The sequence below is a fragment of the Owenweeksia hongkongensis DSM 17368 genome (assembly GCF_000236705.1).
GTDB classification, from domain to species: domain Bacteria; phylum Bacteroidota; class Bacteroidia; order Flavobacteriales; family Schleiferiaceae; genus Owenweeksia; species Owenweeksia hongkongensis.
This window is the reverse complement of sequence record NC_016599.1, coordinates 3,004,755-3,031,178: the sequence shown is the minus strand read 5'-3', so window position 1 is coordinate 3,031,178 and position 26,424 is coordinate 3,004,755. Positions and strand designations below refer to the sequence as shown.

Sequence of the window (26,424 nt, the reverse complement as noted above, 5' to 3'; positions counted from 1 at the left end):
AAATAGAAACAGCATAACTTACACAAAATCAAACCTTAAGGATTAACGACAAACTAATTAACATTAAGCCAATAAAAATCAAGTCATTAGAAACTTCGTTGACAGAATTGACTTTCAGTGATTTTAATGCTTAACTGTTTTTAATTAGTGTGGCATAAAATGAAACACTCTTCTCATAGCCCTTTACTGAAACTCGCTCATTTACACCGTGAATACGATTCAAATCTTCTTTCTCTAAAGGAATAGGACTAAAACGAAACACCTTATCAGTAATATTATAATAGTAACGACCATCGGTCGCTCCAAGCACCAAATAAGGACTTACTATCGCATTGGGGTTTACTGCAATTATTGCATTAGCCAAAAACTCGAATTCTAAACTTGAATGATCTGATATCGGTGATGCAGCAACCGCAAAATCATCATATACAGTTACTTTAACAATTGTATCATTGATTAAGTCCTTAGCACGACTCAATATATCTTGCGGATTATCACCAGGGAGTAAGCGATAGTTTACTACAGCCCGAGCTCGTGTTGGCACCACATTATCCTTTAACCCACTATTAAACATTGTAACTACCTGTGTGGTGTGCACCAATGCCGCACCAGAAGCGGACTTGTTATAAGTGTTGTAAATTACAGGCTTAAACAGCCATGTATTTGCAAAGGCCATTTTTTGCACAAAAGGCAAATTAGGACCTATGTGATCAATAAAACCTTGAATTGGCTCGGAAAATCTATCTGGAAGAGGGTTTTCCTTTAAAATATGGACAGCTCTATTCACGGCTTCCAGTGCATTCATTGGCTCTGGCATAGAACTGTGACCGCCAGCCATATCTGCACTAACCTCCAAACTAACGTAACCTTTTTCACTTGTACCTATTAATGCTACAGTACCCTCAATTCCCGGTACAATTCCATTAGCTAGCGTCCCTCCTTCATCTATTACCATCCAAGCTCGAGTACCGCGCTTCTCCAAAATTACCGCCATTGCTTTTGCCCCTTCATTTCCTCCTATTTCCTCATCATGTCCGAATGCAAGTATTATAGTTCTATCAGGTTTAAAACCTTGATTTATTAGATTTTCGATGGACTCCATAATTGCAATAAGACTACCCTTGTCGTCAATGGTTCCTCTTCCGTAAATATTTCCTTCTAATATTTCTCCTGAAAAGGGAGCCACATCCCAATCATTTCTAGAAGCATAATCCACGGGTACGACATCCATGTGTGCCGCCAAAATCAGTGGTTTTTTTGAAAGATCAGCACCTTCCCACGTATATAGTAATGAGTGCTCATTGACAAGCTCCCTCGTCAACTGTCGATGAAGTTTCGGAAAGGATTTTTGCAAAAAACTGTGAAAAGCCAAAAACACACTATCATCCCGCATTTCGCGCTTGTGTGAAATGGTCTCATAACTAATAGCTTGAGACAATAAACTCCCATCTGATTTTACACTGACAGGAGATAATGTATTTGAAAACTGAGGAGCTGTGAAACTGAAAGTTCTAAGCAGAACGATAGTCACCAAAATGACTACCCCCAGCACGATAATTAGAATAGTTTTTTTCATTCAACTAATATAATTCAAAGCACTGTTGAATTTTCAATCCATACTCGAATAATATCAGCTAGTGATATGAAATATAAGGTGGCTATAAACCTCCCCAGATAAAAAGAAAAAACTTAGTCGAAATTAGATACTATAATGCGAAGTATAATGCACCACCAACTATTGTTGTAATTAGAACTACTACTCCTACTATTTCTACCTTTAGGTTTCCTTGATTTTTAGCTATACTCATGACAATTATAATTTTGTATTTGGTTAAATGTAAAAAAATTTACTTAACTATCTGGTAATACGTTTCTTACGAGTATTTACTGACGTATTTCCACTACAAAATTAAAGCTATCAAAAGCCTACCGAGTTAACTACATATGAACGTTATCTTATGTTACCAATCGTAAGTAACAATAAGGGCTGTAGCTAATATTCCTACTATTATAAGAATAACCAACGCCCTTTGCAGATAATCTTTTGTTGTAGGCTTTGGCTTAGAGATTTTTTGAATCCGTTTGGCTCTTTGCCTCACTATTCTTCTTCTTTCTCTTGGCATATGTGCGAATTAATTTAGGTGTGATGTTACTTTAATGATTAAGGTAACAAAAATATAAACAAGCTCTAGCTGTGAATGTAGGAACTTATCAGGATACCGGGTTTAAAACTACACTAAAGATGGTAATTCCATTTGGATCTCTACCATAATGAAGTTTATCTATCGCCTCTGGGATATCTTTGGCTCTAAAGTAAGAGGTGTGCAATTCGTTAACTCCTTTTACCGACCATTGTATTGTATAACTATTCTTTTTGTCTCGATAATCCCGGACGTACTCCAGCATACTCTTCAGCGTATCAATCTTACTATAGCCCTCTACAGAGTGAAACAAAAAGGATTGATTGTGCCTTGGGTTTACGGTGATTACATCCAACCGCGTTCCGTGGTTTGATGATTGATAATCAAAAATGATAGAAGTACTTCCCAAACTTAGGTACTTCTCAATTTCCTTTTGAATCTTTGATATTTCAAGATTTTGCTTGTCGCCACTCATATATACGCTTCTATTCTTTTATAATAGTATGAATAAAGAACACTCTGATATCTCCCATATCAAGAGCCAAATAATTTTTATCCAAGTACAAAATATCCCAGCTGTCTTCTACTTTATTAGCCTTGGGATTTATTAATAAAATGGTTTCACCACCATCTATTCGGTAAGGAATGGTCAGATCGGTGCCAAATCCTTCAGGGTTCTTTGCGTCAATTAATTTTAACTGAAGCAAATTGTTACTTTGAAAATAATAGTAATCTGGCACCGCTTCATTCAAATCATCCATAGAAAGCATACTTCCCTCTTCCATATAAGCGAGAGCCTCCCACGGGGAATGTGAAATGTTTGTTTCTAAATCTTTGATAAAAACACCATCAGCAACCGTAAGTGCTCTAAACATATGCTCACGAGCCTTAGTTGCAGCGTCAGACTGGCCGTGTAATAATATACCTGCAAAGGAAAAAAAAGCTAATAGAGTAGTCTTCATTACTAACGAATGTAAGTCTTTTAGTGAAAAGAAAAAGTGAGTTCACCGATTTGAAACACCCTAAAATGAAACAGGCCACCCCGTCTCCACGTGATGGCCCTCGTCATGAAACTCTCTACTCTATATTTGTCGGGAAGCAATAATGCTGCCAGTATAGTTTTAAAAATGATAGCGTAAAGCCGTCTTCATGTTTCATCTCTTTCATTGCGCTCTGGCAAAGGCTTTCCTCTGTGCAAAATATACCTCCTACCCTGAAAGCAATGCGAATATATGTCAAACTCCTCTTACAACCCTCCTTTTTAACGCCCGATTTTTCCACTTTAACATTTGCAGTAAACACGCAAAAAACTAGATGTGCTCGCAATGAGGAAACTGCATTCTTCCATTTTTTATAATATTTTAAAAAAAGAAAGCCGCTACATAATTATGTAACGGCTTTCTGCAATCATCTTACTATAAATTTTATGATCCGCAAGCCTCGCAATCATCAGGATTGTCGATAGAACAAGCAATCACTTCTTCATCCGAAAAGTTGTTTACACGCTCAGCCATTTCAGCCACACGCTTTTCACCAAGGCTATTTGCCTTTTGTACACTTTCTTTTTCCTGAATCTTCTCAGTTTGCTTGCTATCGGTTACCGGAGTTACCTCAGCTTTACTTTGCTTTTGCACGGTAAACTTAATAGCATCACTTGCCGCTTTAGTACGGAGGTAATACATACCCGTTTTCAAACCTTTTTCCCATGCATAAAAGTGCATTGAGGTAAGTTTACCAATATTTGCATTTTCCATAAACAGGTTAAGAGATTGAGACTGATCAATAAACCAACCTCTATCCGCACTCATGTCGATGATATCTTTCATACTCATCTCCCATACGGTTTTGTAAATCTCCTTCAGGTTATCAGGAATGATATCAATATTCTGAATAGAACCGTTTGCACGTATAATGTCATTCTTCAGATCTTCACTCCAAAGACCAAGATCTACCAAGTCAATAAGCAAGTGCTTATTTACCACGATGAATTCACCTGAAAGTACTCTACGGGTATAAATGTTACTTGTGTAAGGCTCAAAACATTCGTTGTTACCCAAAATCTGAGAAGTAGAAGCCGTAGGCATTGGCGCCAAAAGAAGTGAGTTACGCACTCCTTTTTCCATCACCTCCTTACGAAGTGCTTTCCAATCCCAGTTTCCACTAAGGTCATCTTCGCTGATGCCCCACATGTTAAACTGGAACTCACCTTTACTAATTGGTGAACCTTCAAAAGTTTCGTAAGCACCATCCTGAATTGCTTCGTCTTTTGAAGCACAAAGCGCAGCGTAATAAATGGTTTCGAAAATATCCTTGTTAAGCTGTTTTGCTTCATCAGATGTAAATGACAAACGCAACTTAATAAATGTATCTGCCAAACCCTGAACTCCAAGCCCAACCGGACGGTGACGCATATTACTATTTCGAGCTTCAGCTACAGGGTAGTAGTTACGGTCAATAATGCGGTTCAAGTTTTTGGTCACCTTATAGGTAACATCATAAAGCTTTTGGTGATCAAACTTACCTTCTTCGATGTACATCGGAAGTGCGATAGAGGCCAGGTTACAAACCGCCACCTCATCGGGAGCAGTATACTCCATGATTTCGGTACACAAGTTTGAAGAACGGATAGTTCCCAAGTTTTTCTGGTTACTCTTTTCGTTTGCAGCATCCTTATAAAGCATATAAGGAGTACCAGTTTCAATTTGTGACTCAGTGATTTTACCCCAAAGGTCACGAGCTTTTACCGTTTTTCTTCCTTTTCCTTCTTGCTCATATTTGGTGTAAAGTTCTTCAAACTTCTCACCGTACACATCACAAAGTCCCGGGCACTCATTAGGATCCATCAAAGTCCAGTCACCACCTTCCTTCACGCGCTTCATAAACAAATCTGGTGTCCAAAGAGCGTAGAATAAATCACGAGCGCGCATTTCTTCCTTACCGTGATTCTTTTTCAAATCAAGAAAATCGAAGATATCAGCATGCCAAGGCTCTAGATAAATAGCGAAAGAACCTTTACGCTTACCACCACCTTGATCTACATATCGAGCGGTATCATTAAACACGCGAAGCATTGGTACAATACCGTTGCTAGTACCGTTGGTACCGCGAATGTAGGAACCGGTAGCGCGCACATTATGAATAGAAAGACCGATACCTCCGGCCGATTGAGAAATTTTAGAACACTGCTTAAGCGTATCATAAATTCCATCAATACTATCATCCTTCATGGTAAGAAGGAAACAAGAAGACATTTGAGGCTTAGGAGTACCGGCATTAAACAAGGTTGGAGTAGCATGAGTAAAGTACTTTTTAGACATCAAGTCATAAGTCTCCACAGCTGCTTCCAAATCTTCTTTGTGAATACCAATAGCTACACGCATAAGCATGTGCTGCGGACGCTCAGCAATCTGTCCATTTACACGTAAAAGATAGGAGCGCTCCAAAGTTTTGAAACCAAAATAATCATATCCAAAATCACGATCGTAAATCAATGTAGAATCTAGGTGAGCGGCATTTTTCTCAATAATTTCATACACATCATCAGCGATAAGTGGAGAATGCAATCCCGTTTTTGGGTTCACATATTCCTTCAAATCTTTCATGGTTTCACTGAAAGACTTGGTTGTATTTTTATGCAAGTTAGATACGGCAATACGCGCAGCAAGCTGAGCATAATCAGGATGACGGGTAGTCATACTAGCAGAAACTTCTGCCGCAAGGCTATCCAACTCAGAGGTAGTTACTCCTTCATAAATCCCCTCAATCACCTTCATGGCTACCGTAGTAGGATCTACAAGTTCGCTCAATCCATAGCATAGCTTTTGGATTCTCGCGGTAATCTTGTCAAATTTTATTGATTCTTTTCTGCCGTCTCTTTTTAGTACATACATGCCTTGTAGTAGGTTAATCGTTAATAAAGTAGAAATTATATGATGGCTCAGCCTCAACTAGCCACCTTGATTATTTGGTTCTTATTTTTAAAAATCTGCGTCAAACGAAATTTGCTGTGAGTCTTGCCCTTGCACCACACCACTTTTTTGGTATTCAGCCACACGCTTTTCAAAGAAGTTTGTTTTTCCTTGAAGGCTAATCATATCCATAAAATCAAATGGATTGCTCACATTGTATTCCTTCTCGCACTCTAGCTCTACCAAAAGTCGGTCGGTTACAAACTCCAAATATTCGGTCATCAGCTTAGAGTTCATTCCGATAAGGTTTACCGGAAGAGACTCGGTGATAAACTCACGCTCAATATCCAAAGCTTCCATCAGTATTTGTCTAATACGCTCTTTTGGCACTTTATTTATCAAGTGCTTATTATGCAAATGCACAGCAAAATCACAGTGCAGGCCTTCATCACGAGAGATAAGCTCATTGCTAAAAGTAAGTCCTGGCATAAGGCCACGCTTCTTCAACCAAAAGATAGAGCAGAATGATCCGCTAAAGAAAATGCCCTCAACCGCAGCAAAGGCGATAAGTCTTTCAGCAAATGAGTCAGACTCAATCCACTTAATAGCCCAGTCCGCTTTCTTCTTAATAGCCGGGAAGTTTTCCAAAGCTGTGAAAAGTCTGTTACGATCTTCCTTGTCTTTAATATAGGTATCGATAAGCAGGGAATAAGTTTCGCTGTGGATGTTTTCCATCATAATCTGGAAACCATAGAAAAACTTAGCCTCAGTATATTGAACTTCGTTTACAAAGTTTTCGGCAAGGTTTTCATTTACGATACCATCGCTGGCCGCAAAAAATGCCAAAACGTGCTTTATAAAATAACGCTCATCGTCATTTAGCTTGTTTTCCCAATCCGTTAAATCCTGGTGCAAGTCAATTTCTTCAGCCGTCCAAAAACTTGCCTCTTGTTTCTTATACCACTCCCATATATCATGGTGCTCGATAGGAAATAGGACATAGCGGTTTTTGTTCTCTTGTAAAATTGGTTCCTGTTGACTCATTCTAGGTTCTGCTTTATATCGTTTGCTTAACTCTTTTCATTTACTGATAGTTAGCCTCAGCTTTTCTATCTTAACTTATTGATAATCAATAAATTTATTTACGAATTGATAGAGGTCACTCTTCCAATCTATCAGCTTGCTCCACAAAGCTCAAGTATGTGCAGGCTGGAAACAAGAGGTAGTTCTTAACAATTATTCGCTTTTATTAACACCGTGAAAAAGTTAGAATGCTGGAAGTTCACTGTTTACCTAAGCTGGAAAATTTCCAAATAGAAATTACGTGGATTACTCACATTTAATCCACACGAATTGTTGATAAAGTTGAATAGGGAGTACACGGTAATCGAATTTCAATCCTGATTGACATCACTGCAAGGCACAAGAAAATAACTAGCCTCCAAAAAAGAAGACCAGCCAAAACCTATGGACTATGGACTATGGACTATGGACAATGGAAAACTAAATCTTCCCGGGCCAGTGCTCGGCAACTTCCTCAAGCTCTTTATACCAATCTTCACCATACTTACGCACAAGCGCATCTTTAGTAAACTTATACACTGGCACTTTTAGCTGAGCGCCCAAATCGCAAGCAGGACTGCAGATTTCCCACTTATGGTAATTTACCGCATCATAGGCGGGATAGTTTGTAATACGAATTGGATACAGATGGCATGAAACAGGTTTGCGCCAATCTACTTTACCTTCTTCCCAGGCCTTTTCAATTCCGCACTTGGTCGTGCCTTTTTCATCAAAAATAACATAGGCACACTCAGCCCCACTTACAAGCGGAGTCACCCATTCGCCATCCTCAGGATCTTCAATAGAAGTTCCCTGCGCTTCAATAGCCGCTACACCTTCTTTACGGAGATAAGGTTTTACATCTTCATATATTTCTTCCAGCTTTAGAACCTCACTATCTTCTAGCGGAGCACCAGCATCACCTTCTACGCAGCAGGCTCCTTTACATTTAGAAAGGTCGCACACAAAGGCTTTTTCAAGAATATCTTCAGAAATAAGAGTTTTATCAATGGCTATCATGCCGCAAAGGTAGTGAGTACTTTTATAGTTAAGCACTCAATTGAATTTGGATTCATCCAAAATTACCTCGCGCGATACAGAATATCCTTTCCTTCACCTAAGCCAAGATTAAGACCTATATACACCCGCAACTGCTTAGGCCCACCCACAGATGTATCATTAAAATCATTACCAGCCGACACGTACACCGAGCGGTTTTCAGAAAATCGATAATTGGCCAGAGCATTAATTTTATAGGTATTCTCAAAATTATCATTCAACCCCATCCTATATAAAGCCTCCAATGATATGCTCAACTTTTTGACATCTAACACCGCTCTTACACCCGCGTCAATTGCTCCCATATTATCAATCAACACGGTTTGATTTTCTAAAGCATAAATCACCTGGTCATAATAATAGTATCGAGCAGCACTCAAAAACGTCCATTGGTGCTTTTCATTTCCTTTTAGGCTATAGCCAAAATTTGTCCATACACCAGCACGGTACAACTTTGAAGAATCCAACTTATTATCTACAAAATCATAAGCACCACCAGCACCCAAGTCCCACTTCCAGCCATAGCGCACATACAGTTTTTGCATTGCCGCATTCAGCTCTTGTGTCAATAGAGGGTCTTCCGGCAAGGGAGTGTCATCAAGCTCTTTTTGCCTTTCTGCAATAGCATCCTGAGTTTCCTTTATCAAAGCCTTCACCACCTCATATCGTATTCTCACCTCAGCCTCCATCGCACTATCTGGTGGATATTGATTGCTAATTTCCTTTTTCTCTGTTAAGTACTCCTCCTTCTTTAAATATAGATTTTGCAATACTGCATCACCGGAATTACGCTCGTCCAATGCCTTATTATAAGCGTTTGCTGATTTTTTCAAAAGAGCGTCATAAGCCTTTCGCGAGTCGGGGTTTATTTTTCCTTCCAACAAGTTGGTTCGTAAACCCAGAGCGTAGCGCCAATTATCTTCAATGCCACCAGCTCCACCTACCGTACCTAAAGAAACCTGTAAATGCCTCCAAAGCCGCATTTTATTTTCGGTGCTAAACTCCACTTCAAAATCCAACTCTTTACCATTGGTCCACCAAAAAGGAGTGAATGCTATTCCAAAATTGGTAGGAAAAGTGGAAAAATTATCTGAAGCATTTTGAATAGCGATTACAAACTCTGCAGCAGTGGCGGGCTTTTCAATTTCACTCGGACTAGTTCCCATCACCTGAAAAGCAGGAGTTGTAGGTGTCCCCATCGCATCCAAATTCACTTCACGCAAAGTGTCTATTTGTGCCTTGGCGGCAAAGGGGAAGGTCAATGCAGAAATTCCAACTATCAAGATTAACTTTTTCATGTCGGATTATATTACTTGCACATCCAGTGAAAAACTAAACTCAGCACCTACCCCCTGAGTACCTTCCTCCCAGGTTTTAGCCACTTTGTCTGATTGACCACTCACCAATATGGTATGCTGAATATCCAAATCAGGGCGACCATCACTTTTGTCAATCACATCTTTTACCATAGAGTATACCCTAAACTCCTTGCCCATAAAGTCCGCTACGCTGCCCAGCTTTAGGTTTACCACATTACCCTGAAAAGAGGTGATTTGATTAGCGACTTTCCCCCTACTAAGCCACGAAACTACTGTGTACGAACTTTGCCCATAAGCACAGTTTACTGTTAAATATATAAAACCCTCCCTGCCTGGCTCCAGGGTTTTCGCTTCAGATTGATGCTTCATAATAATTTAGATTTAAGGTTTAATTATCTTAAAGATAGCAAGTCTCTTCTCAAAGCAATTATATCGATGAGCAGTTTGCACAAAAAGCTACATCTACATTGCCATCTTATATTAAGAATATACTTTTGCCGAAAATTTCAAAACGCCCCAAAGCCATGAATTTCAGCATCAAAGAAATCATATCTGCCACCATGATCTTGTTTGCAGTAATTGATATCATCGGTAGTATTCCTCTTGTTATTTCCTTGAGAAAAAAAGTGGGACACATTCAAAGTGAAAAAGCCACCATTGTAGCTGCAGGCATTATGATTGCCTTTTTGTTTTTGGGTGAAACCCTGCTAAAATATCTTGGTGTGGATGTAAACTCATTTGCCGTGGCAGGTGCCTTGGTACTACTTATTTTGGCAATGGAAATGATTCTGGGTGTTGACATTATCAAAAATGAAGAGGCTAAATCGGCTTCTATTGTTCCCATTGCATTTCCGCTAATTGCAGGAGCCGGCACCATGACCACGCTGGTTTCGCTGCGTGCTGAATACGAAATGGCCAATATAATTGTAGCAATTTTGATTAACTGCCTTTTGGTATTTACTGTATTAAAAAGTGCTGCCTGGCTAGAACGTAAGCTTGGCTCATCGGGACTAGACATTCTTCGTAAGGTGTTTGGAATAATCCTTTTGGCTATTGCCGTAAAGCTATTTTCAGAAAATGTGCAGCAACTTTTTAAATAAGAAAAGCCCCGCTCTATAATAAAGTGGAGCTTCTTTTATGGACAATTAATATTAACAAGGAAGCTTATCCAGCTCATCACGGGCTTTGTCTATGTCTTTTTGAAAGTCATCTTTATCTCCTGCTGGCACACATGACTTGATATCTTCGGCTTCGTCCAAGTAATCATTATAGGCCTTTTTATAATCGAGGCATTTCGCTTGACTTGAATCTTGACTATATTCTGATGCTGCCTGAGAAAGTGCAGTAATTTCGTCAGCAATGCGAACTGACCAGGTAAAGCCGCAAGCCCCGCCCAAACCGAGAGGGCCGTCATCATCTTTGCTGCAGCCAGAAAATACAAGTAAGGATATCCCGAATACCGGAAGGGTGATTTTGGAAAAATTCATAGTTAAGGTTTTGATTTTTATAACGGTAGCACAAAGGTGTACAAACACTTTTTCACGCACATACCACATTACCTCAACCTTATCATTTTTCAATTAGTTGGCATAAATGACTTAGTAATTTGCATCAAGGCTTTTTATAAAAATAAACCGTTCCGGCATCCTCAATCAAAGTACCATCTTTCTCCACATCCTTTAACCTGCACCCAATCATTATATCATCTTTGCAACACGCAACCGAAAAACCAAACTTATCCCAGCCCTTGGGGTTTTGTTCCTGATATTTTTTCACTTCCTTCCATTTTCCTTTGTTAAGTTTAAACGCGTAGGCCGCACCTGCAAAACGATCTTCGTCTTTACCACCTTGGCTACTTGCTTTACCAAAAGCCCCTACCACTATTAAATCTCCTTCAATTTCCACACACATACCAAAGTTATCATCAGCCTTCCTATCCGAAGCCATTAAAGTTTGTGAAAGCTTATATCCATCTTTTTCCTTTTTATAAACATAAACAGCTCCTGCTCCACCCTTTCTGGCGGAGTATTCTTCCCAGGTTTCGTAAGGCTTTGCACCTTTCTTAAACACCTCGCTAGAGACCCCATACTTCTCCATATCTGCCTTATTGTTTTGAATATACTTCATGGCAAATCGGCCCGTTTCATCATCAATCATCATCAATGAGTACAGCGAATCAATGCTTGAGTCAAATTCAACCCCATAAAAATCATAATCACCACCTGACGCCCCTACCACAATATAATCATCACTCGCAGCTACATCATGCCCGAAATCAGATTCAAAACCTTCTTGAGGCAACAATTCTTGCTTCAAATCAACCGATTCACCTTCCAAGTTATAAATAGAAATTCGCTTACCCTCTTCCCCTAAAACCATGGTATTTCCATAAATTTCAACGGAATAATCAAAAAGACCCGCATTACTTGCAGAAACAAACGCGCCTATTTTTATTGGGGCCAGCTCTTTTGAAAGTTTATAAACCAACACTGCTCCTACATACTTATTTGAATTCAAACCAATTTCAGGGTAATTGCAAACAACTGCAAGATAATCTCCTCCCAATGCGACCTTTTCTCCAAAACGAGCATCTCCTTCCAGCTTATCTGATTTTAGCTCATGCTTAAAAACATAGCCTTCATCTGAATACTCATAAATATATACAGCCCCCTCGCGAGCCCAATGCCCAACAGCAGCCACTTGATTTCTAGATGCAGCTCCAACCACCAAATAATCCTCTGATATCGCAATTGACCTTCCAAAAGAATCATCTTTCCTAGGTTCAGGACAGGTTATTCTTTCTTGATAAACCCATTCACCTTTTTCCTTCTTATGCAAATACACGCAACCCGCTTCTTCTTTTAGTTCACCTTGATACCATATATTCTTTTGCCAGGCAGCACTTACCCCAAAGTTTTCTGTCATCGCTACGTCAAAACCAAGCTGATCATTTGTAGAAACTGTATCGCCTTCAAAAGTTAATTGCTGAGCATTCAAACTGAAAAAAGAAACAACAAAGAATACGAGAGGCAAACTGAATCGATAAATCATAGAAATATTAGTTTAGTTGAAACCGAAAATTACAGAATTTCTTTACATGTTCAAATCCAACTAAATTCTGTTTTCCTATTCTCCCCTCTCAAAAGAATAAATACTTTTGCGCCCATGAATCAGGACGAACTATTTAAGAAGGTAATTTCTCACGCCAAGGAGTATGGGTTTATCTTCCCTTCCAGTGAGATATACGATGGTATGCAGGCTATTTATGACTACGGTCAAAATGGTGTGGAGCTAAAGAAAAACATTCGCGACTATTGGTGGAAATCTATGGTGCAAATGCATGAAAACATTGTGGGCCTTGATGCCTCCATATTTATGCACCCTACCACTTGGAAAGCCAGTGGGCACGTTGACGCGTTCAACGACCCAATGATAGATAATAAGGATAGTAAAAAGCGCTACCGTGCGGATGTGTTACTGGAAGACTATGCCGAAAAACTTCGCCAAAAAGCAGATAAGGAATGTGCCAAAGCAGCCAAAAGATTTGGTGAAAGCTTTGACGAAGCCATGTACCGTGAAACCAACCCTCGTGTAAAAGGATACCTTGACGAAGCCAATGAAACAATGGCTCGCATGGCCAAAGGTTTGGAAGATGGCAATCTTGAAGATGTAAAAGCACTGATAGAGGAAAAGGGAATTGCATGCCCAATTTCTGGTTCAAAAAACTGGACAGAGGTTCGTCAGTTCAACCTGATGTTTGGCACCCAAATGGGCTCTACTGCTGATGGTGCTACCACCGTTTATCTGCGTCCGGAAACAGCTCAGGGTATTTTTGTAAACTTCCTTAATGTGCAAAAAACCGGAAGAATGAAGATTCCATTTGGGATTGCCCAAACAGGAAAAGCCTTCCGTAATGAGATCGTTGCACGTCAGTTTATCTTCCGCATGAGGGAGTTTGAACAAATGGAAATGCAATTTTTCGTTCGCCCTGGTGAAGAAATGAAGTGGTACGAATACTGGAAAGAGCAACGTATGAAGTGGCACAGTTCACTTGGATTGGGTGAAGAAAATTACCGTTTTCACGATCACGATAAATTGGCCCATTATGCCAATGCTGCCGCAGATATTGAGTTTAACTTCCCATTTGGATTTAAAGAATTGGAAGGAATCCACAGCCGCACTGACTTTGACCTTAAGGCACACGAAGAACACAGCGGAAAGAAGCTTCAATATTTTGATCCGGAGATCAACAAGAATTACACGCCTTACGTAGTGGAAACTTCCATTGGTTTAGATCGTATGTTCCTGGCTATGCTTTCTGCGGCTTACACCGAAGAAAAACTGGAAGACGGAAGCGAGCGTACTGTTTTGAAAATTCCAATGGCTTTGGCCCCTATAAAAGTTGCGGTACTTCCTCTTTTGAAAAAAGACGGACTACCTGAAATCGCGCGCGCGATTATCAGCGAGCTTCAATTGGACTTCAATTGCCAATATGATGAGAAAGATGCTATCGGAAAACGCTACCGCAGACATGACGCCATCGGAACTCCACTTTGTGTTACCGTGGATCATCAAACAAAAGAAGACCAGACTGTTACCATAAGAAACAGAGACACCATGGAGCAAGAACGCATTTCGATCAGCGAACTCGGAAATAGGCTGCAAACAATTGTAAGTATCAAGACGTTATTAAAAAAATAGTGCTTTAGTAGGATGTTAAGAAAATAACTACATTCGCTCACTTATTTAAATAACCAAATATCTGTTACAAATGAAAAAAGTTAGCTTATTCGCAATGGCATTGACTTTCGTAGGTTTTATGTCAGCTTGCAACAATCAAGCCTCTACTGAAGAAAAAGTAGAAGACCAAGTAGAAGAAATGGGTGACAACATGGAAGATGCAGCTGACGAAGCTGGTGACGCTATGGAAGAAGGTGCTGACGCTGTAGAAGATGCGGCTGAAGAAACCGGTGAAGCCATCGAAGATGGTGCTGAAGATGTTGAAGAGTCTGTAGAAGACGCTCACGAAGGTCACGATCACAAATAAGTCATAGACTTATTGATATCATTGAAATCCCGAAGGCTTAGCTTTCGGGATTTTTTTATTCCACCATACTCTCCAGCTCTTTCAACTCTGGAGATTCACCATTTTCATTTAAGATTCTTAAAGCCTCTTTTATAAAAGGATCATACTGTCCATAGGCTTCCTGAAAAGCTGAATTTCCATAAAGATAGTAGCCCAAATAAGCCTTTACTCGTGCCCTCAGCAGAGTATTTATATTTTCATCATACTTCTTTAGCTCATCAGCATTATTGCTAAAAAAGTAGTGCATCACCGTATCGGTCACCTCAAAGGCCTGCATAAAATCTTTTCGATTTAAGCTTTCAAATTCAGCACGGTGATCATCTACGTAGGCAAAAGCCTTATTATCAATATTACCTAAAGCAGCCAAGTGATACAAAATAACACCAGCCCGACTGGTATCTAAATTTACTTTTACATCTGGCTCTATACCACCGCCACCAAACACAGGACGCCCATTGAGTGTTCTATAAATTTTATTTGCCGGCAAGGTGTCGTTTAGCGCTTGACTGTCCCCATCATGATAGCCCTTTCTTTGCAGATAGCTTTGATCATAATCTTCAAATGGCTTTTGAATACTGCGTCCACTTGGTGTATAATATCTCCGGGTGGTCAGTCTTATTTTTGAACCATCGTTCAAAGTCATTTCTTCTTGCACAAGGCCTTTTCCAAAAGACTTACGCCCAATTACCCAGCCTCTATCATTATCTTGAATGGCCCCTGCCACAATTTCGCTGGCCGAAGCAGATCCTTCATTGATAAGGAGAACCAATGGACCATCCTGAAACAAACCGCTGGAACCAGCTTTTACCACATTTTTATCGCCTTCCCTGTTTTTGGTAAAAACAATCATTTCATCATTCCCCAAAAGTTCATCTGAAACTTCGCGGGCAGCGGACAGCAACCCTCCAGGATTATCACGCAAATCAAAAATTATACGCTCAGCGCCAGCTTTTCTTAGCTGCTTCAATGCTTTATTAAACTCTTTACCAGTGGTTGCAGAAAAGCGAACGAGCTTTACGTAACCTGTGCTATCATCCACCATAAAAACCGTCTGTACACTATTGATAGGCACTTCTCCACGTTTTACCGTTACCACTTCTTTAGTGCCATCCAAAGGGTGATACATTGCCAGCGAAACACGTGTACCCGATTCACCTTTTAAGGTTTCGATCACATCCTTATTCCTTAGCTCCTCGCCAAACATTTGCCTATCGGCTGCCATCAATATTCTATCGCCAGCACGAATCCCTACCTTTTCACTAGGCCCCCCTTCTATAGCTCTGATTACGGTAAGGGTATCTTTAAAAATGCGAAACTCTATACCTATACCCTCAAAACTTCCTTTAATAGTTTCTTCCGTAGCCGCAACCTGATCTTGTGGAATATAAGCGCTATGCGGATCAAGCTTTCGCAAAAGATCAGAAATGGTAATATCCAAAATACTATCCGTATTCAGGTTATCCACATATTCAAAGTCAATGTAGTTCAGTATTTGACGTAGTTTATTTTCCCTTTGAGTAGATTCAGTAAGTGCCACGCTTTTCGCAGGAAAGTCAAAAAATACACCTATCACAATACCCGCAAGCATTGCGATACTCAGAAATATGGGAAATATAATTCTACTGTACTTCACTATCTATGTCGTCTAAATGTAATACCTCTACTCCGGCCTTTTCCAAAAATTTCAATCCACTATCATCTTTATAGCCTTCTACGTACACCACTCTTTTTATACCCGCCTGATGCACCAACTTACTACAATCCTTGCAAGGCGACATGGTGATATATAATGTTGCGCCATTACAACTGTGTGTTGAGCCCGCCACCTTTAATATGGCATTCGCTTCCGCGTGAAGTACATACCACTTGGTATAACCTTCCTCGTCTTCACAAAAATTCTCGAACCCACTTGGCGTTCCATTGTAACCATCAGAAATAATCATTCTATCCTTTACAATCAGCGCGCCAACTTTTCTTCTCTTGCAGTGACTAAGCTCTGCCCACTCGCGCGCCATACGTAAGTAAGCAATGTCGTATCGTAGTTGTTTTTCTTTCTTCATAATAAGGCTAGCAAAGATGCTGAAAAGACTCTTTAAATATAAACGAGGAAATTAGAATTTGGCTATGAGGGAAGTGGAAATAAAAAAAGCCTCAACATTTCTGCTGAGGCTTTACTCTTTGTACCCAGGGCCGGGCTCGAACCGGCACATCTTTCGATATTGGTGTTTGAGACCAACGCGTCTACCAATTCCGCCACCTGGGCAAATCATTTAAACTTACTGGTAGCTGTAAATTTGATCCCGTTTTCAAAACGGTTGGCAAAAGTAGGTTAAGTATTTTTGATTCTCAAAAAGAATTTGCTCTTTTTTTCAATCTCGGGTAAATATATTTTATTTGTTCACGAATAATTATTTACATTTGCAGCCCTTTTTGAGGGTCATATAAAATCAACAATACCAAAGGATTAAGCAAGTGGTACCGAGCGCAAAAATTTTTGCAGTAAGAAGTTCCCAGCGCATAGCTGAAAAGATGGCGAAAGCCTACGGTCAGCCTATGGGTGTAATGGAGGTTTCTGAATTCAGCGATGGAGAATTTCAACCATCATTTGAAGAAACGGTTCGTGGTGGTCGTGTATTCCTTATAGGAAGCACCAATCCTCCCACTGAAAACCTTATGGAGCTTTTGTTGATGATTGACGCAGCGAAGCGCGCATCAGCCAAGCATATTACGGCCATCATGCCTTATTTTGGTTGGGCTCGTCAGGACAGAAAAGACAAACCTCGTGTACCAGTAGGTGCTAAGATGATTGCTAAAATGCTGGAAACAGCTGGTGCAACTCGTGTTATGACGATGGATTTGCATGCAGATCAAATACAAGGTTTCTTTGAAATTCCTGTTGACCACGTGTTCGCCTCTTCTCTTTTTGTACCACACATCAAGAATTTAGGCTTAAGCGATTTGACCATTGCATCTCCAGACATGGGAGGTTCAAAAAGAGCTAACAACTACGCCAAGTGGCTGGAAAGCGAAGTAGTGATTTGCTACAAGCAGCGCAAAAAAGCCAACGTGATCGACAAGATGACGGTAATTGGTAATGTAGAAGGTAGAAACGTAGTATTGATTGATGACATGATTGATACTGCTGGCACGCTTACCAAAGCTGCCGATATGCTTATAGAGCAAGGTGCTTTGAGCGTAAGAGCTTATTGTACTCACGGTGTACTTAGTGGCAAAGCCATGGAGCGCATCACCAATTCGAAATTAGAAGAGTTGGTTATCACGGATACTATTCCTCATGATAATCTACCCGAGAAGATAAAAGTGATATCTATTGCCGAACTTTTTGCGAATATCATGCACAAAGTTCACCATCACGAATCAATAAGTTCCCATTTTTTAGAGTAATAAAAACAAGTAAAGATGAAAACCATAGCCATCGAAGGTACCTTGAGAACTGAGCTAGGCAGCAAAACCGCCAAGCTAATCAGAAGAGAAGGAAACGTACCATGCGTAATTTACGGAGGCGAAGAGAATATCCATTTCTATACTCCTGAGCCAAGCTTCAAGGAATTGCTATACACCCCGGAAGCGCATCTTGTAGAGATCAATCTTGACGGAAAGACTTACAGAACTGTAATCCGTGATGTACAATATCACCCAGTATCTGATGCTATCGAGCATGTAGATTTCTTCCAAACTTCAGCTGACAAAGCTATCACCATTCAAGTGCCTATCAACCTAGTTGGTAACTCTCGTGGTGTGCGTAATGGTGGTCGTTTGAAAGTAAACTTGCGTAAGCTTAAAGTAACAGCTACTGAAGAGCACCTTCCAGGACATATCGATATCGATATTACTGAAGTGAGAATTGGTCAGTCAGTACGCGTAAGCGATGTAAACACTGATGGTTACGAAATTTCTCACGAGCCACAAAGAACTATTCTTACTGTTCAAACTTCTCGTAACGCTGTTGATGATAGCGATGAGGAGGGAGATGGGGAAGAAGAGGCAACTGCTGAAGGTGGCGAAGCTACTGAAGCTGCTGCTGAAGCATAGTCTAAACACTATTTAGGGTGAAAAAGTATCTCATAGCCGGATTAGGAAATATCGGTGAAGATTACGCTGAAACCCGTCATAATATAGGTTTTAAAATATTGGACGCACTTGCCGGTGCGTCCAATATTAGTTTTAAGACCGATCGTTACGCTGATGTTGCCTATCTTAAGGTGAAGAATAAAGAGCTGGTTCTTATCAAACCTTCCACCTATATGAACCTTAGCGGCAAGGCCATCAATTATTGGCTACAGCACGAAAAAATTCCTTTACAGAACTTACTGGTAGTGGTTGATGAAATCGCCCTTCCCTTTGGCGCTATACGCCTAAAGGGAAAAGGAAGCGATGGAGGCCACAATGGTTTGAAAAGCATAAATCAAATTCTTGGAAGGCAGGATTATCCTCGTCTTCGTTTTGGTATTGGTAATGACTACCCAAAAGGAGGCCAGGTAAATTATGTACTTGGGGAGTGGGAAGCTCAGGAGATCACGGATCTAAAACCACGAATTGAGCTTTCCTGCGGAGCTATAGAAACCTTCGCCTTAGCAGGTTTAAATACCGCTATGAATGAGTACAACAAGAAGTAATCACTTCTTTACTGCTTTTCCAATAATAATTTCTTGACATAAAAAAACCCGTCAACTTTCGCTGACAGGTTTATAATATTTCAAACTCAACTTAGTCCTATTCCACGGTAACAGACTTCGCCAAGTTACGGGGCTGATCTACATTACACCCGCGCATTACCGCGATATGGTAAGACAATAATTGCAAAGGAATAGTAGTCAATAATGGAGAAAATACTTCCGCGGTTTCTTCAATTTCAATTACGTGATCGGCCATCCGGGCTATCTCAGAATCACCATTGCTAACCACAGCTATTACTTTACCGTTTCTAGCCTTTACCTCCTGAATATTACTTACAATTTTCTCGTATTGTCCGCTCTTTGGAGCAATGACCACCACTGGCATATTTTCATCAATAAGCGCAATAGGACCGTGCTTCATCTCTGCAGCTGGGTATCCTTCTGCATGTATGTAACTGATTTCTTTAAGCTTCAAAGCCCCTTCCAGTGCTACGGGGAAGTTGAATCCTCTACCTAAGTAAAGGAAGTTTTGAGCATCCTTATATAGTTCAGAAATATGTCTTGCCTGAGCATCGCTCTCTAGCATCTTTTCTATTTTCTCTGGAATGCTATCCAACTCAGTCAAAAGTTGGTGATAGTAGGATTGCTTGAGCACACCTCTATCATGAGCAATTCTCAATGCCATAAGCGCCAATACAGCTACCTGTGCAGTAAATGCCTTGGTAGAAGCAACACCTATTTCTGGACCTGCGTGGGTGTAAGCACCAGCATGGGTTTCTCTAGCAATAGAAGATCCTACGACATTACAAATACCAAAAATGGTAGCTCCTTTTTCCTTTGCCAACTTAATCGCGGCTAAAGTATCTGCAGTTTCTCCTGACTGACTAATAGCGATTACCACATCCTTTTCGGTAATAACCGGGTTACGGTATCTAAACTCAGAAGCGTACTCCACTTCCACAGGAATACGTGCTAAGTCTTCAAAAAGATATTCGGCTACCAAGCCAGCGTGCCATGAGGTACCACATCCTATAATAATGATACGCTCAGCATTTACAATCTTTTCGCGGTACTCAAATACACCGCCCATTTTTATAAGGCCTTGCTCTGGTAACAATCGTCCACGCAAAGTATCGCGAATAGACTTTGGCTGCTCATAAATTTCCTTAAGCATAAAATGATCATAGCCACCTTTTTCAATAGCTTCAATGTCCATTTTTAATTGGTGTACATAAGGATCAATAGCCTTATTGCTAGGAATAGAGCGAACTTCTACTTCTTTGCCAATTTCTACAACGGCCATTTCATCATCTTCTAAGTATACAGCTGTCTTAGTATACTCTAAAAATGGAGTGGCATCGCTAGCAATGAAAAATTCATTCTCACCAATACCCAAAACTAGCGGGCTACCTTTTTTGGCAACCACCACTTTCTTGGGATTATCAACTTCAAATACCGCAATAGCATACGCGCCCACCACTTGGTTAAGTGCGCTACGCACGGCTTTCGCCAAACTTATTCCTTCGGCATTTTTGATGTCCTCAATGAGGTTCACCAAAACTTCAGTATCGGTATCACTTTTAAAAGCCACACCTCTACCAGCCAATGCCTCCTTTATAGACGCATAGTTTTCTATAATTCCATTATGGATAAGAACAATCTTGCCAGAGTTTGACGCATGTGGGTGCGCATTTACATCATTAGGCACACCATGTGTAGCCCATCTGGTATGCCCTATTCCAATCCCACTCTCTTTTAATGTTCCGTTTATCTTTTCCTCAAGATCTGAAACCTTTCCTTTACACTTAATAAGACTTAGCCCATCTTCATTCATCACGGCAATACCTGCACTGTCGTACCCACGGTATTCCAACCTTCTAAGTCCATTTAAAACTACAGGCACTGCATTTCTATGCCCAATGTAACCTACTATACCACACATAATCTTACGGCTTGGTTAAATATATTTTTAAACTCATAGGCGTCTGCGAATTACTACCGCCCGCCAAAATAACTCTATTAGCTAAAGAGCTTTTCAAATATGGTGTAATGGCAAGCTTTGTAAGCTTTTCACCATTTGCTATTTCAAATACATATCTAGTAATATCAAATGTATACTTTCCTGCTCTCAGAGGCTCAGAAACTAAATTTCCTCCTCCAGTTAAGGTATTGCCAGCATCAAAATCCTTTATGGTTCCCTGCATTTCACCGCCTTCAAATGAACGGATCTCCAGCCTACTATTTGGAGTGAGTCCACTACCTGTTCCTGCAGCCTTATATACTTCCAATATGGCTTGATTTATCAAGTATCCTTTATTAGCAATACTATCCAATCCTGGAATTTCAAACACTGTATATACTCCGCCCATTGCCTGAGCATAGCTCACATTTTCGCCTATGATTGTATCCTGCATACTCAGGTTAAAGGCTGTAGGAGCACCTAAGTAATCTTGCTCGAAAATTGAAAGATTTATAGGTAAAGGGCTATTACTTTGCAAAAAGTTGAAGCCAACTCTTTGGGCTTCATTGGTGGTGTCTGCTCTATCCGAGAAGTATACATGAATACCAGAATTCGCAGTATTTAAATTCAAATAAACAATACTACCATCCGTATTTACCGTCCTTATATAAAGACCTTTAAAATACTCAATAAATGCTGCATCATTTTCAAAAGCACTTGATGGTGCCTCTATAATGTTTGTTTTAAAGAAACTGGTATCCAAAGGAATTTTCAAACCAGCCTTTACCACATCCCCATTCAACACCATTGGTGAACTTGGTTTTGGCTTATGATTCAGTAACTCGCCTAGCTTTGTTGCATAATTTGGTATATAATCAGAATAATAAGCGCTATCTACCGTCACACCCTCAGCATCAAGTAAAACTCCATTCGGAAAAACACCTCCACTGAGTTGATACACCTCATAATTCATTGGTTTGAATGTATCTCCATAAAAACCATTATATTCCATGTAGAGAAATACAGAATCAATCCGAGGTTGAGTACCAAAGTCAATATTGTTTTCTTCGAGTGCTACTTGAGCTATCACCGAAGCTTCAGCTCTGCCAAAACTTCCATCAGTCATAGACCCCAAAAGCCTATTACCAGCATACCCACCAAGCGCTGACTGACTTTCGCGAGCCAATGCCACCAAAATACTATCTTGATTATGAGTATAGCTTATAAGACTGTCAAAAACCAAGTCTGCCACACCGGGCACACCATCAATCACCTGATTAAAACCAAGCTCATCATTCGGTTTTTCGCAACCTATAAAAAGCAAAGAAGCCATTGCAAGAATGGCTGTCTTTCTAAAAAAATTATTCAATAATGTCATATACCTTCTTTATGCCACAGATTCTTCCACCACTATAGTTTCATATAGCTCCTGGATTTTATCGGCTTGATCATCCTCTCCAGAATAGTCAACCAAGGTATCAACGTTTTTTGCGATCATATCTTTTACTTCCTGCGAAACATTTTCGCTTCCTACTACAGCACCATCGCAATAATGCGCAGCAGCAGCATAAAGTTTGTTCAAATCAGCGTCTTCATATCTCGCTAAATCTTCACCATCTATACCATCAAACTCAAGGTTTTTCTTTAAAGAATCTCCCATCTTGTGTTCTTTATGATCGTATACGGATAGCACCAATTTACTTTCAGCAAATAATGGATCATCGTAATGAAACTTCTTAAGATACATAGGAAGGAAGCTTGCCATCCATCCGTGGCAGTGAATAATATCAGGCGACCAACCCAGTTTTTTCACCGTTTCTACTACGCCACGACAAAAGAAAATGGCACGTTGGTCATTATCCTCAAAGAAATTGTCATCCTCATCATAAAAGGTGGCCTTTCTTTTAAAATACTCTTCATTATCAATAAAGTAAACCTGCATACGTGCCTGAGGCACAGATGCCACCTTTATAATCAAAGGCTGGTCCATATCATTTACAATAATGTTGATCCCGCTTAAGCGAATCACTTCATGAAGCTGATGTCTCCTTTCATTAATCAACCCATATCTTGGCATAAAAACACGTACCTGATGCCCACGCTCATTCATCTTTTTAGGCAAAGCGAGCGAAGGTTTTGATATTTCGTTTTCGGGGAGATAAGGGTGAATTTCCTGACTTACATACAGAATTCTTTTACTATCCATCAGAGCTTGTTACTTTGGGTAAATAAGCTGCAAAAGTACTATTTTAATCGCAATTTTTCAACTTATATATATAGCTTTGTCCGCTTTAACAGCCATTAAATGCAGATTTTCACCAAGGTTTCCGATTTGCAAAATCACCTTTCCCAACTTAGGGGACAAGGATTGTCTATCGGTTTTGTACCTACAATGGGCGCCCTACATAGCGGACACCTTGCTTTGATCGATCACGCTTCACGCGAAAACGACATCAGCATAATTAGCATTTTTGTAAACCCTACACAGTTTAACAACAAAACGGATTTGGCAAAATATCCTCGGGAAGTGGACTCTGACATTGCCAAACTGGAGAAAACGGGCTGCGATATAATTTTTCTTCCGAGTGAAGAGGAGATGTACCCCGAGAAAACAGAATCTGTAAAAATTAACTTGAACGGGCTGGACACCGTAATGGAAGGCGCGCATCGCCCAGGGCATTTTGATGGTGTTGCAACTATTGTTGGTCGCTTTTTTGAAATAGTAAATCCCACGAAGGCCTACTTTGGGGAGAAGGATTTTCAGCAACTTCTCATTATTCGTCAACTTACCAAAGTAATGGGGTTTGATGTAGAAATTATCCCTCACCCAATTGAGCGCAGTCAAAAAGGACTGGCCCTTAGTAGTCGCAATCAACTTCTTTCTGCCGAAGACCAGGAAAAGTCTCTTATCATTTGGCAAAGCTTAAACTGGATGAAGGAAAACTACAAGGATCATTCTCCGCAAGAGCTAATAAATTTGGTTTCTCAACGTTTTGAGGGCAGTGAATTAGAACTTGAATATGCCCAAATAGTGAACGAAAACACTCTCCTTCCCTTAGATTCATGGTCAAACACCGACCCCGCTCGCGCCTTTATTGCCGCCTACATTTCAGGAGTGAGACTTATAGATAATTTGCAATTAATTTAAGTACTTTTGCGCCATGCAAATAGAGGTATTAAAATCTAAGATTCACCGGGTAAAAATTACCGGAGCTGACCTTAATTATATTGGCAGCATTACGGTGGATGAAGACTTAATGGAGGCAGCCAACATCATTGAAGGTGAGAAAGTTGCTATTGTAAACGTAAACAACGGGGAGCGTTTAGAAACTTACGTTATCACTGGTAAGCGTGGAAGTGGTGAAATTACCATGAACGGGCCAGCTGCTCGCAAAGTTCAGCCGGGAGATATCATCATCATCATTTCATACGCCCACATGGATTTTGAAGAAGCTAAAACTTTCAAACCATCGGTTATATTCCCTAATGAGGTAACTAACACCCTCAACTAAGCTTGAACGATAAGCTCAAACAAATAGCAAAGTATATTCTATTCATGGCTGTGGGAGCGGGTCTTTTCTACCTCGCTTTTCGCAATACCGAATTTGAAAAATTGGCAAACGATTTCCGTAAAGCTGATTATACCTACGTTATTCTTTCCATTATTATGGGTTACCTGGCTTTTATAAGCCGTGGAATGCGTTGGGTGCTTTTGTTGGAGCCGCTTGGCAAAAAGCCAAATACCTGGAATGCTATACATTCGGTAACGGTAGGTTATTTTGCAAATATGCTCGTACCGCGTGCAGGTGAATTAGCGCGCTGTACTGCTCTTTACCAAACCGATGACATCCCAGTAAACAGACTTTTTGGAACGGTGATTTTAGAAAGAGTCATTGACTTTTTAATGCTCCTCTTTTTGGTGCTTCTAACTTTAATTTTGGAGTTTGATTTACTGATGGAACTTATTGATACCGCTTTCTCTGCAACCCAAGGCACAGGAGACAGCAACACAGGTTTATATATTAAGATTGCCATTGGAGGAGTAATTATTATTGGTGGAATTACACTTTATCTACTTCGTGAAAAATTTATGCTACACCCGGTTTACCAAAAAGTGCGGGACTTTTGGGATGGTATAAAAGAAGGCTTAAAATCTATTTCACAGCTAAAATCCAAAACACCATTTATACTACACACCATTTTTATCTGGTTAATGTATTACCTAATGGTATACATATGTGTATTCTCTTTGGATGCCACCAAAGATCTAAGCCCTTCCAGCGGATTATTGGTAATGATTGCTGCAGGATTTGGAATGGTAGTACCCACCCCAGGTGGAATTGGCGCCTATCATTACCTGGTTATGCTAGGTCTTGGCGTATTAGGTGTAGCTTCTGATGATGGTGTGAGTTTTGCCACTTTGGTACACACGGGTCAGTTGGTAATGACGGTTATCACGGGAACCATTGCTGCCGGATTTTTGTGGAGAGCGAGAAGGAGAAAAAAGTTGGCTGCCTCAAATTAAACCATTCCTTCCTTTGCTTTCTAAGGCAAAACTAATCCCCAAGCCTCCACCATAGGTAAACACAGGATTTGTAACTGGCGCCTTATTTCTCCACAACATATTCCCTTCCATAAATAAAACTGCTGTCCATGGAGAATTCTTGTCTCCAATTCTAAATTGATAACTAGGTCTAAAAAAACAACCAGAGATTATTCTTTCTGAAAATTCTCTATCACTGTTATCTTCAAAGTCTAAGTCGGGGTTTTCTTCTATTTCTATCCTCATCCCGCTCTGTACAGACCCCAGCAATCTCCCCCCAATCTCCATCTTGAAACTCTGCGATTCATTTCTATTTCGAAACTCATAACCAATACCCAAGCTAAAGCCGACAACATTATCAAACTCTGTTCTCATTCCGGTTGTAAAAACAGGTATTTCCCGACCTTGAGATTCATATGTGTACATAAATGGTATTTCAGCCTCACAGCTAAATCTTTGATACGAAACACTCCCCGTCCACAACCAATTACTTTTTGTAAAGTGTTGTGCAAAAAACAGCTCCCCTGAAACCGAAGGATCTAATTCGTTTTCTAACCAGGAAATCGCACCATTTGGGAATAGAACTTCCTCATTAAAGCCATATACGCCAGCTCTTATTCCTACCTGAGGTTGACTTAAAAGAATAGTAATGGTTGATAAAAAGAAAAATAGAGTTAAGTAGTTTTTCATTTAGTTCTAGTTGAGTGAT

25 protein-coding genes and 1 tRNA gene are annotated in these 26,424 nt (G+C 40.2%); 9 read left to right on the top strand and 17 right to left on the bottom strand.

Annotated features, from left to right (window positions below):
• Positions 1-130: 130 nt before the first annotated feature.
• From OWEHO_RS13380 to OWEHO_RS13340, 8 genes are all read right to left on the bottom strand, one after another.
• Positions 131-1,576 carry a M20 family peptidase gene (locus OWEHO_RS13380; protein ID WP_014203023.1) on the bottom strand — a complete coding sequence of 482 codons (1,446 nt, stop codon included), beginning with the start codon at positions 1,574-1,576 and terminating at the stop codon, positions 131-133.
• A 635-nt stretch (positions 1,577-2,211) separates the two neighbouring features.
• Positions 2,212-2,616, bottom strand: a complete 405-nt coding sequence (locus OWEHO_RS13375) for a hypothetical protein (RefSeq protein WP_014203021.1) — start codon at positions 2,614-2,616, stop codon at positions 2,212-2,214.
• Between the two features lie 10 nt (positions 2,617-2,626).
• Entirely contained in the window at positions 2,627-3,103 is a 477-nt protein-coding gene (locus tag OWEHO_RS13370; RefSeq protein WP_014203020.1) for a hypothetical protein, read from the bottom strand.
• A gap of 462 nt (positions 3,104-3,565) precedes the next feature.
• The gene (locus tag OWEHO_RS13360) at positions 3,566-6,031 is read right to left on the bottom strand and encodes a ribonucleoside-diphosphate reductase subunit alpha (RefSeq protein WP_014203019.1); all 2,466 of its coding nucleotides are present in this window, start codon (positions 6,029-6,031) and stop codon (positions 3,566-3,568) included.
• Between the two features lie 87 nt (positions 6,032-6,118).
• Positions 6,119-7,093 (bottom strand): ribonucleotide-diphosphate reductase subunit beta, encoded by a 975-nt coding sequence (locus OWEHO_RS13355; protein ID WP_014203018.1) that lies wholly within the window; start codon positions 7,091-7,093, stop codon positions 6,119-6,121.
• Positions 7,094-7,552: 459 nt separating this feature from the next.
• Positions 7,553-8,131, bottom strand: coding sequence for a DUF3109 family protein (locus tag OWEHO_RS13350; RefSeq protein ID WP_014203017.1), 579 nt, complete (start codon positions 8,129-8,131; stop codon positions 7,553-7,555).
• A 62-nt stretch (positions 8,132-8,193) separates the two neighbouring features.
• On the bottom strand, positions 8,194-9,468 hold the full coding sequence (locus tag OWEHO_RS13345) for a hypothetical protein (protein WP_014203016.1): 1,275 nt from the start codon (positions 9,466-9,468) through the stop codon (positions 8,194-8,196).
• A 6-nt stretch (positions 9,469-9,474) separates the two neighbouring features.
• A complete protein-coding gene (locus tag OWEHO_RS13340) occupies positions 9,475-9,858 on the bottom strand; it encodes a hypothetical protein (RefSeq protein WP_014203015.1) in 384 nt (127 codons plus the stop codon).
• 155 nt (positions 9,859-10,013) lie between these two features.
• Between OWEHO_RS13340 and OWEHO_RS13335 the strand changes: the two genes are divergently transcribed.
• Complete coding sequence (locus OWEHO_RS13335; RefSeq protein ID WP_014203014.1) at positions 10,014-10,589, top strand: MarC family protein; 576 nt, start codon at positions 10,014-10,016, stop codon at positions 10,587-10,589.
• Positions 10,590-10,640: 51 nt separating this feature from the next.
• Here OWEHO_RS13335 and OWEHO_RS13330 read toward each other — a convergent pair whose 3' ends face one another.
• Together OWEHO_RS13330 and OWEHO_RS13325 are read right to left on the bottom strand one after the other, a co-directional pair.
• Entirely contained in the window at positions 10,641-10,976 is a 336-nt protein-coding gene (locus OWEHO_RS13330) for a hypothetical protein (protein ID WP_143764605.1), read from the bottom strand.
• Positions 10,977-11,100: 124 nt separating this feature from the next.
• Complete coding sequence (locus tag OWEHO_RS13325; RefSeq protein ID WP_014203012.1) at positions 11,101-12,540, bottom strand: FG-GAP repeat protein; 1,440 nt, start codon at positions 12,538-12,540, stop codon at positions 11,101-11,103.
• 114 nt (positions 12,541-12,654) lie between these two features.
• Here OWEHO_RS13325 and OWEHO_RS13320 point away from each other — a divergent pair, with 114 nt between their 5' ends.
• Both OWEHO_RS13320 and OWEHO_RS13315 read left to right on the top strand, forming a co-directional pair.
• On the top strand, positions 12,655-14,190 hold the full coding sequence (locus OWEHO_RS13320) for a glycine--tRNA ligase (RefSeq protein ID WP_014203011.1): 1,536 nt from the start codon (positions 12,655-12,657) through the stop codon (positions 14,188-14,190).
• 70 nt (positions 14,191-14,260) lie between these two features.
• A complete protein-coding gene (locus OWEHO_RS13315; RefSeq protein ID WP_014203010.1) occupies positions 14,261-14,536 on the top strand; it encodes a hypothetical protein in 276 nt (91 codons plus the stop codon).
• 55 nt (positions 14,537-14,591) lie between these two features.
• On the opposite strand, the gene OWEHO_RS13310 is transcribed toward OWEHO_RS13315, so the two are convergent.
• From OWEHO_RS13310 to OWEHO_RS13300, 3 genes are all read right to left on the bottom strand, one after another.
• Complete coding sequence (locus OWEHO_RS13310) at positions 14,592-16,208, bottom strand: S41 family peptidase (protein ID WP_014203009.1); 1,617 nt, start codon at positions 16,206-16,208, stop codon at positions 14,592-14,594.
• The gene (locus OWEHO_RS13305; protein WP_014203008.1) at positions 16,195-16,635 is read right to left on the bottom strand and encodes a deoxycytidylate deaminase; all 441 of its coding nucleotides are present in this window, start codon (positions 16,633-16,635) and stop codon (positions 16,195-16,197) included. Before OWEHO_RS13305 ends, OWEHO_RS13310 begins: the two co-directional genes overlap by 14 nt.
• A gap of 121 nt (positions 16,636-16,756) precedes the next feature.
• Positions 16,757-16,838: transfer RNA gene (locus tag OWEHO_RS13300), tRNA-Leu, on the bottom strand.
• A 209-nt stretch (positions 16,839-17,047) separates the two neighbouring features.
• On the opposite strand from OWEHO_RS13300, the gene OWEHO_RS13295 reads away from it, so the two are divergent.
• From OWEHO_RS13295 to pth, 3 genes are read left to right on the top strand one after another with little or no spacing between them, the layout of a single operon-like run.
• On the top strand, positions 17,048-17,980 hold the full coding sequence (locus OWEHO_RS13295; RefSeq protein WP_014203007.1) for a ribose-phosphate pyrophosphokinase: 933 nt from the start codon (positions 17,048-17,050) through the stop codon (positions 17,978-17,980).
• 15 nt (positions 17,981-17,995) lie between these two features.
• Entirely contained in the window at positions 17,996-18,628 is a 633-nt protein-coding gene (locus tag OWEHO_RS13290; RefSeq protein ID WP_014203006.1) for a 50S ribosomal protein L25/general stress protein Ctc, read from the top strand.
• Positions 18,629-18,645: 17 nt separating this feature from the next.
• Entirely contained in the window at positions 18,646-19,212 is a 567-nt protein-coding gene (gene pth, locus OWEHO_RS13285) for an aminoacyl-tRNA hydrolase (RefSeq protein ID WP_014203005.1), read from the top strand.
• A gap of 97 nt (positions 19,213-19,309) precedes the next feature.
• Here pth and glmS read toward each other — a convergent pair whose 3' ends face one another.
• Genes glmS through OWEHO_RS13270 form a run of 3 tightly spaced genes read right to left on the bottom strand, consistent with a single transcriptional unit; the run spans position 19,310 to position 23,378 of the window.
• Positions 19,310-21,154, bottom strand: a complete 1,845-nt coding sequence (gene glmS, locus OWEHO_RS13280; RefSeq protein WP_014203004.1) for a glutamine--fructose-6-phosphate transaminase (isomerizing) — start codon at positions 21,152-21,154, stop codon at positions 19,310-19,312.
• 4 nt (positions 21,155-21,158) lie between these two features.
• Positions 21,159-22,550: a DUF4270 family protein gene (locus tag OWEHO_RS13275; RefSeq protein ID WP_014203003.1), complete on the bottom strand. Its 1,392-nt coding sequence runs from the start codon at positions 22,548-22,550 to the stop codon at positions 21,159-21,161.
• A gap of 9 nt (positions 22,551-22,559) precedes the next feature.
• Positions 22,560-23,378 (bottom strand): glycogen/starch synthase, encoded by an 819-nt coding sequence (locus tag OWEHO_RS13270; protein ID WP_014203002.1) that lies wholly within the window; start codon positions 23,376-23,378, stop codon positions 22,560-22,562.
• Positions 23,379-23,477: 99 nt separating this feature from the next.
• Here OWEHO_RS13270 and panC point away from each other — a divergent pair, with 99 nt between their 5' ends.
• Genes panC through OWEHO_RS13255 form a run of 3 tightly spaced genes read left to right on the top strand, consistent with a single transcriptional unit; the run spans position 23,478 to position 25,697 of the window.
• Positions 23,478-24,320, top strand: a complete 843-nt coding sequence (gene panC / locus OWEHO_RS13265) for a pantoate--beta-alanine ligase (protein WP_014203001.1) — start codon at positions 23,478-23,480, stop codon at positions 24,318-24,320.
• Positions 24,321-24,333: 13 nt separating this feature from the next.
• Positions 24,334-24,684: an aspartate 1-decarboxylase gene (gene panD / locus OWEHO_RS13260; RefSeq protein WP_014203000.1), complete on the top strand. Its 351-nt coding sequence runs from the start codon at positions 24,334-24,336 to the stop codon at positions 24,682-24,684.
• Positions 24,685-24,686: 2 nt separating this feature from the next.
• Positions 24,687-25,697 carry a lysylphosphatidylglycerol synthase transmembrane domain-containing protein gene (locus OWEHO_RS13255; protein ID WP_014202999.1) on the top strand — a complete coding sequence of 337 codons (1,011 nt, stop codon included), beginning with the start codon at positions 24,687-24,689 and terminating at the stop codon, positions 25,695-25,697.
• On the opposite strand, the gene OWEHO_RS13250 is transcribed toward OWEHO_RS13255, so the two are convergent.
• Positions 25,689-26,405: a hypothetical protein gene (locus OWEHO_RS13250; RefSeq protein ID WP_014202998.1), complete on the bottom strand. Its 717-nt coding sequence runs from the start codon at positions 26,403-26,405 to the stop codon at positions 25,689-25,691. The genes OWEHO_RS13255 and OWEHO_RS13250 overlap by 9 nt on opposite strands.
• Positions 26,406-26,424: the final 19 nt, after the last annotated feature.

What these genes read in the sequence shown, in the direction of transcription:
- OWEHO_RS13350 (WP_014203017.1), bottom strand. Translation starts at nt 8,131, where the DNA reads ATGATAGCCATTGATAAAACTCTTATTTCTGAAGATATTCTTGAAAAA.
- panC (WP_014203001.1), top strand. Translation starts at nt 23,478, where the DNA reads ATGCAGATTTTCACCAAGGTTTCCGATTTGCAAAATCACCTTTCCCAA.
- OWEHO_RS13320 (WP_014203011.1), top strand. Translation starts at nt 12,655, where the DNA reads ATGAATCAGGACGAACTATTTAAGAAGGTAATTTCTCACGCCAAGGAG.
- OWEHO_RS13355 (WP_014203018.1), bottom strand. Translation starts at nt 7,093, where the DNA reads ATGAGTCAACAGGAACCAATTTTACAAGAGAACAAAAACCGCTATGTC.
- OWEHO_RS13370 (WP_014203020.1), bottom strand. Translation starts at nt 3,103, where the DNA reads ATGAAGACTACTCTATTAGCTTTTTTTTCCTTTGCAGGTATATTATTA.
- OWEHO_RS13345 (WP_014203016.1), bottom strand. Translation starts at nt 9,468, where the DNA reads ATGAAAAAGTTAATCTTGATAGTTGGAATTTCTGCATTGACCTTCCCC.
- OWEHO_RS13380 (WP_014203023.1), bottom strand. Translation starts at nt 1,576, where the DNA reads ATGAAAAAAACTATTCTAATTATCGTGCTGGGGGTAGTCATTTTGGTG.
- OWEHO_RS13315 (WP_014203010.1), top strand. Translation starts at nt 14,261, where the DNA reads ATGAAAAAAGTTAGCTTATTCGCAATGGCATTGACTTTCGTAGGTTTT.
- OWEHO_RS13305 (WP_014203008.1), bottom strand. Translation starts at nt 16,635, where the DNA reads ATGAAGAAAGAAAAACAACTACGATACGACATTGCTTACTTACGTATG.
- OWEHO_RS13290 (WP_014203006.1), top strand. Translation starts at nt 17,996, where the DNA reads ATGAAAACCATAGCCATCGAAGGTACCTTGAGAACTGAGCTAGGCAGC.
- OWEHO_RS13335 (WP_014203014.1), top strand. Translation starts at nt 10,014, where the DNA reads ATGAATTTCAGCATCAAAGAAATCATATCTGCCACCATGATCTTGTTT.
- OWEHO_RS13250 (WP_014202998.1), bottom strand. Translation starts at nt 26,405, where the DNA reads ATGAAAAACTACTTAACTCTATTTTTCTTTTTATCAACCATTACTATT.
- OWEHO_RS13270 (WP_014203002.1), bottom strand. Translation starts at nt 23,378, where the DNA reads ATGGATAGTAAAAGAATTCTGTATGTAAGTCAGGAAATTCACCCTTAT.
- glmS (WP_014203004.1), bottom strand. Translation starts at nt 21,154, where the DNA reads ATGTGTGGTATAGTAGGTTACATTGGGCATAGAAATGCAGTGCCTGTA.
- OWEHO_RS13375 (WP_014203021.1), bottom strand. Translation starts at nt 2,616, where the DNA reads ATGAGTGGCGACAAGCAAAATCTTGAAATATCAAAGATTCAAAAGGAA.
- OWEHO_RS13325 (WP_014203012.1), bottom strand. Translation starts at nt 12,540, where the DNA reads ATGATTTATCGATTCAGTTTGCCTCTCGTATTCTTTGTTGTTTCTTTT.
- OWEHO_RS13330 (WP_143764605.1), bottom strand. Translation starts at nt 10,976, where the DNA reads ATGAATTTTTCCAAAATCACCCTTCCGGTATTCGGGATATCCTTACTT.
- OWEHO_RS13340 (WP_014203015.1), bottom strand. Translation starts at nt 9,858, where the DNA reads ATGAAGCATCAATCTGAAGCGAAAACCCTGGAGCCAGGCAGGGAGGGT.
- panD (WP_014203000.1), top strand. Translation starts at nt 24,334, where the DNA reads ATGCAAATAGAGGTATTAAAATCTAAGATTCACCGGGTAAAAATTACC.
- OWEHO_RS13360 (WP_014203019.1), bottom strand. Translation starts at nt 6,031, where the DNA reads ATGTATGTACTAAAAAGAGACGGCAGAAAAGAATCAATAAAATTTGAC.
- OWEHO_RS13275 (WP_014203003.1), bottom strand. Translation starts at nt 22,550, where the DNA reads ATGACATTATTGAATAATTTTTTTAGAAAGACAGCCATTCTTGCAATG.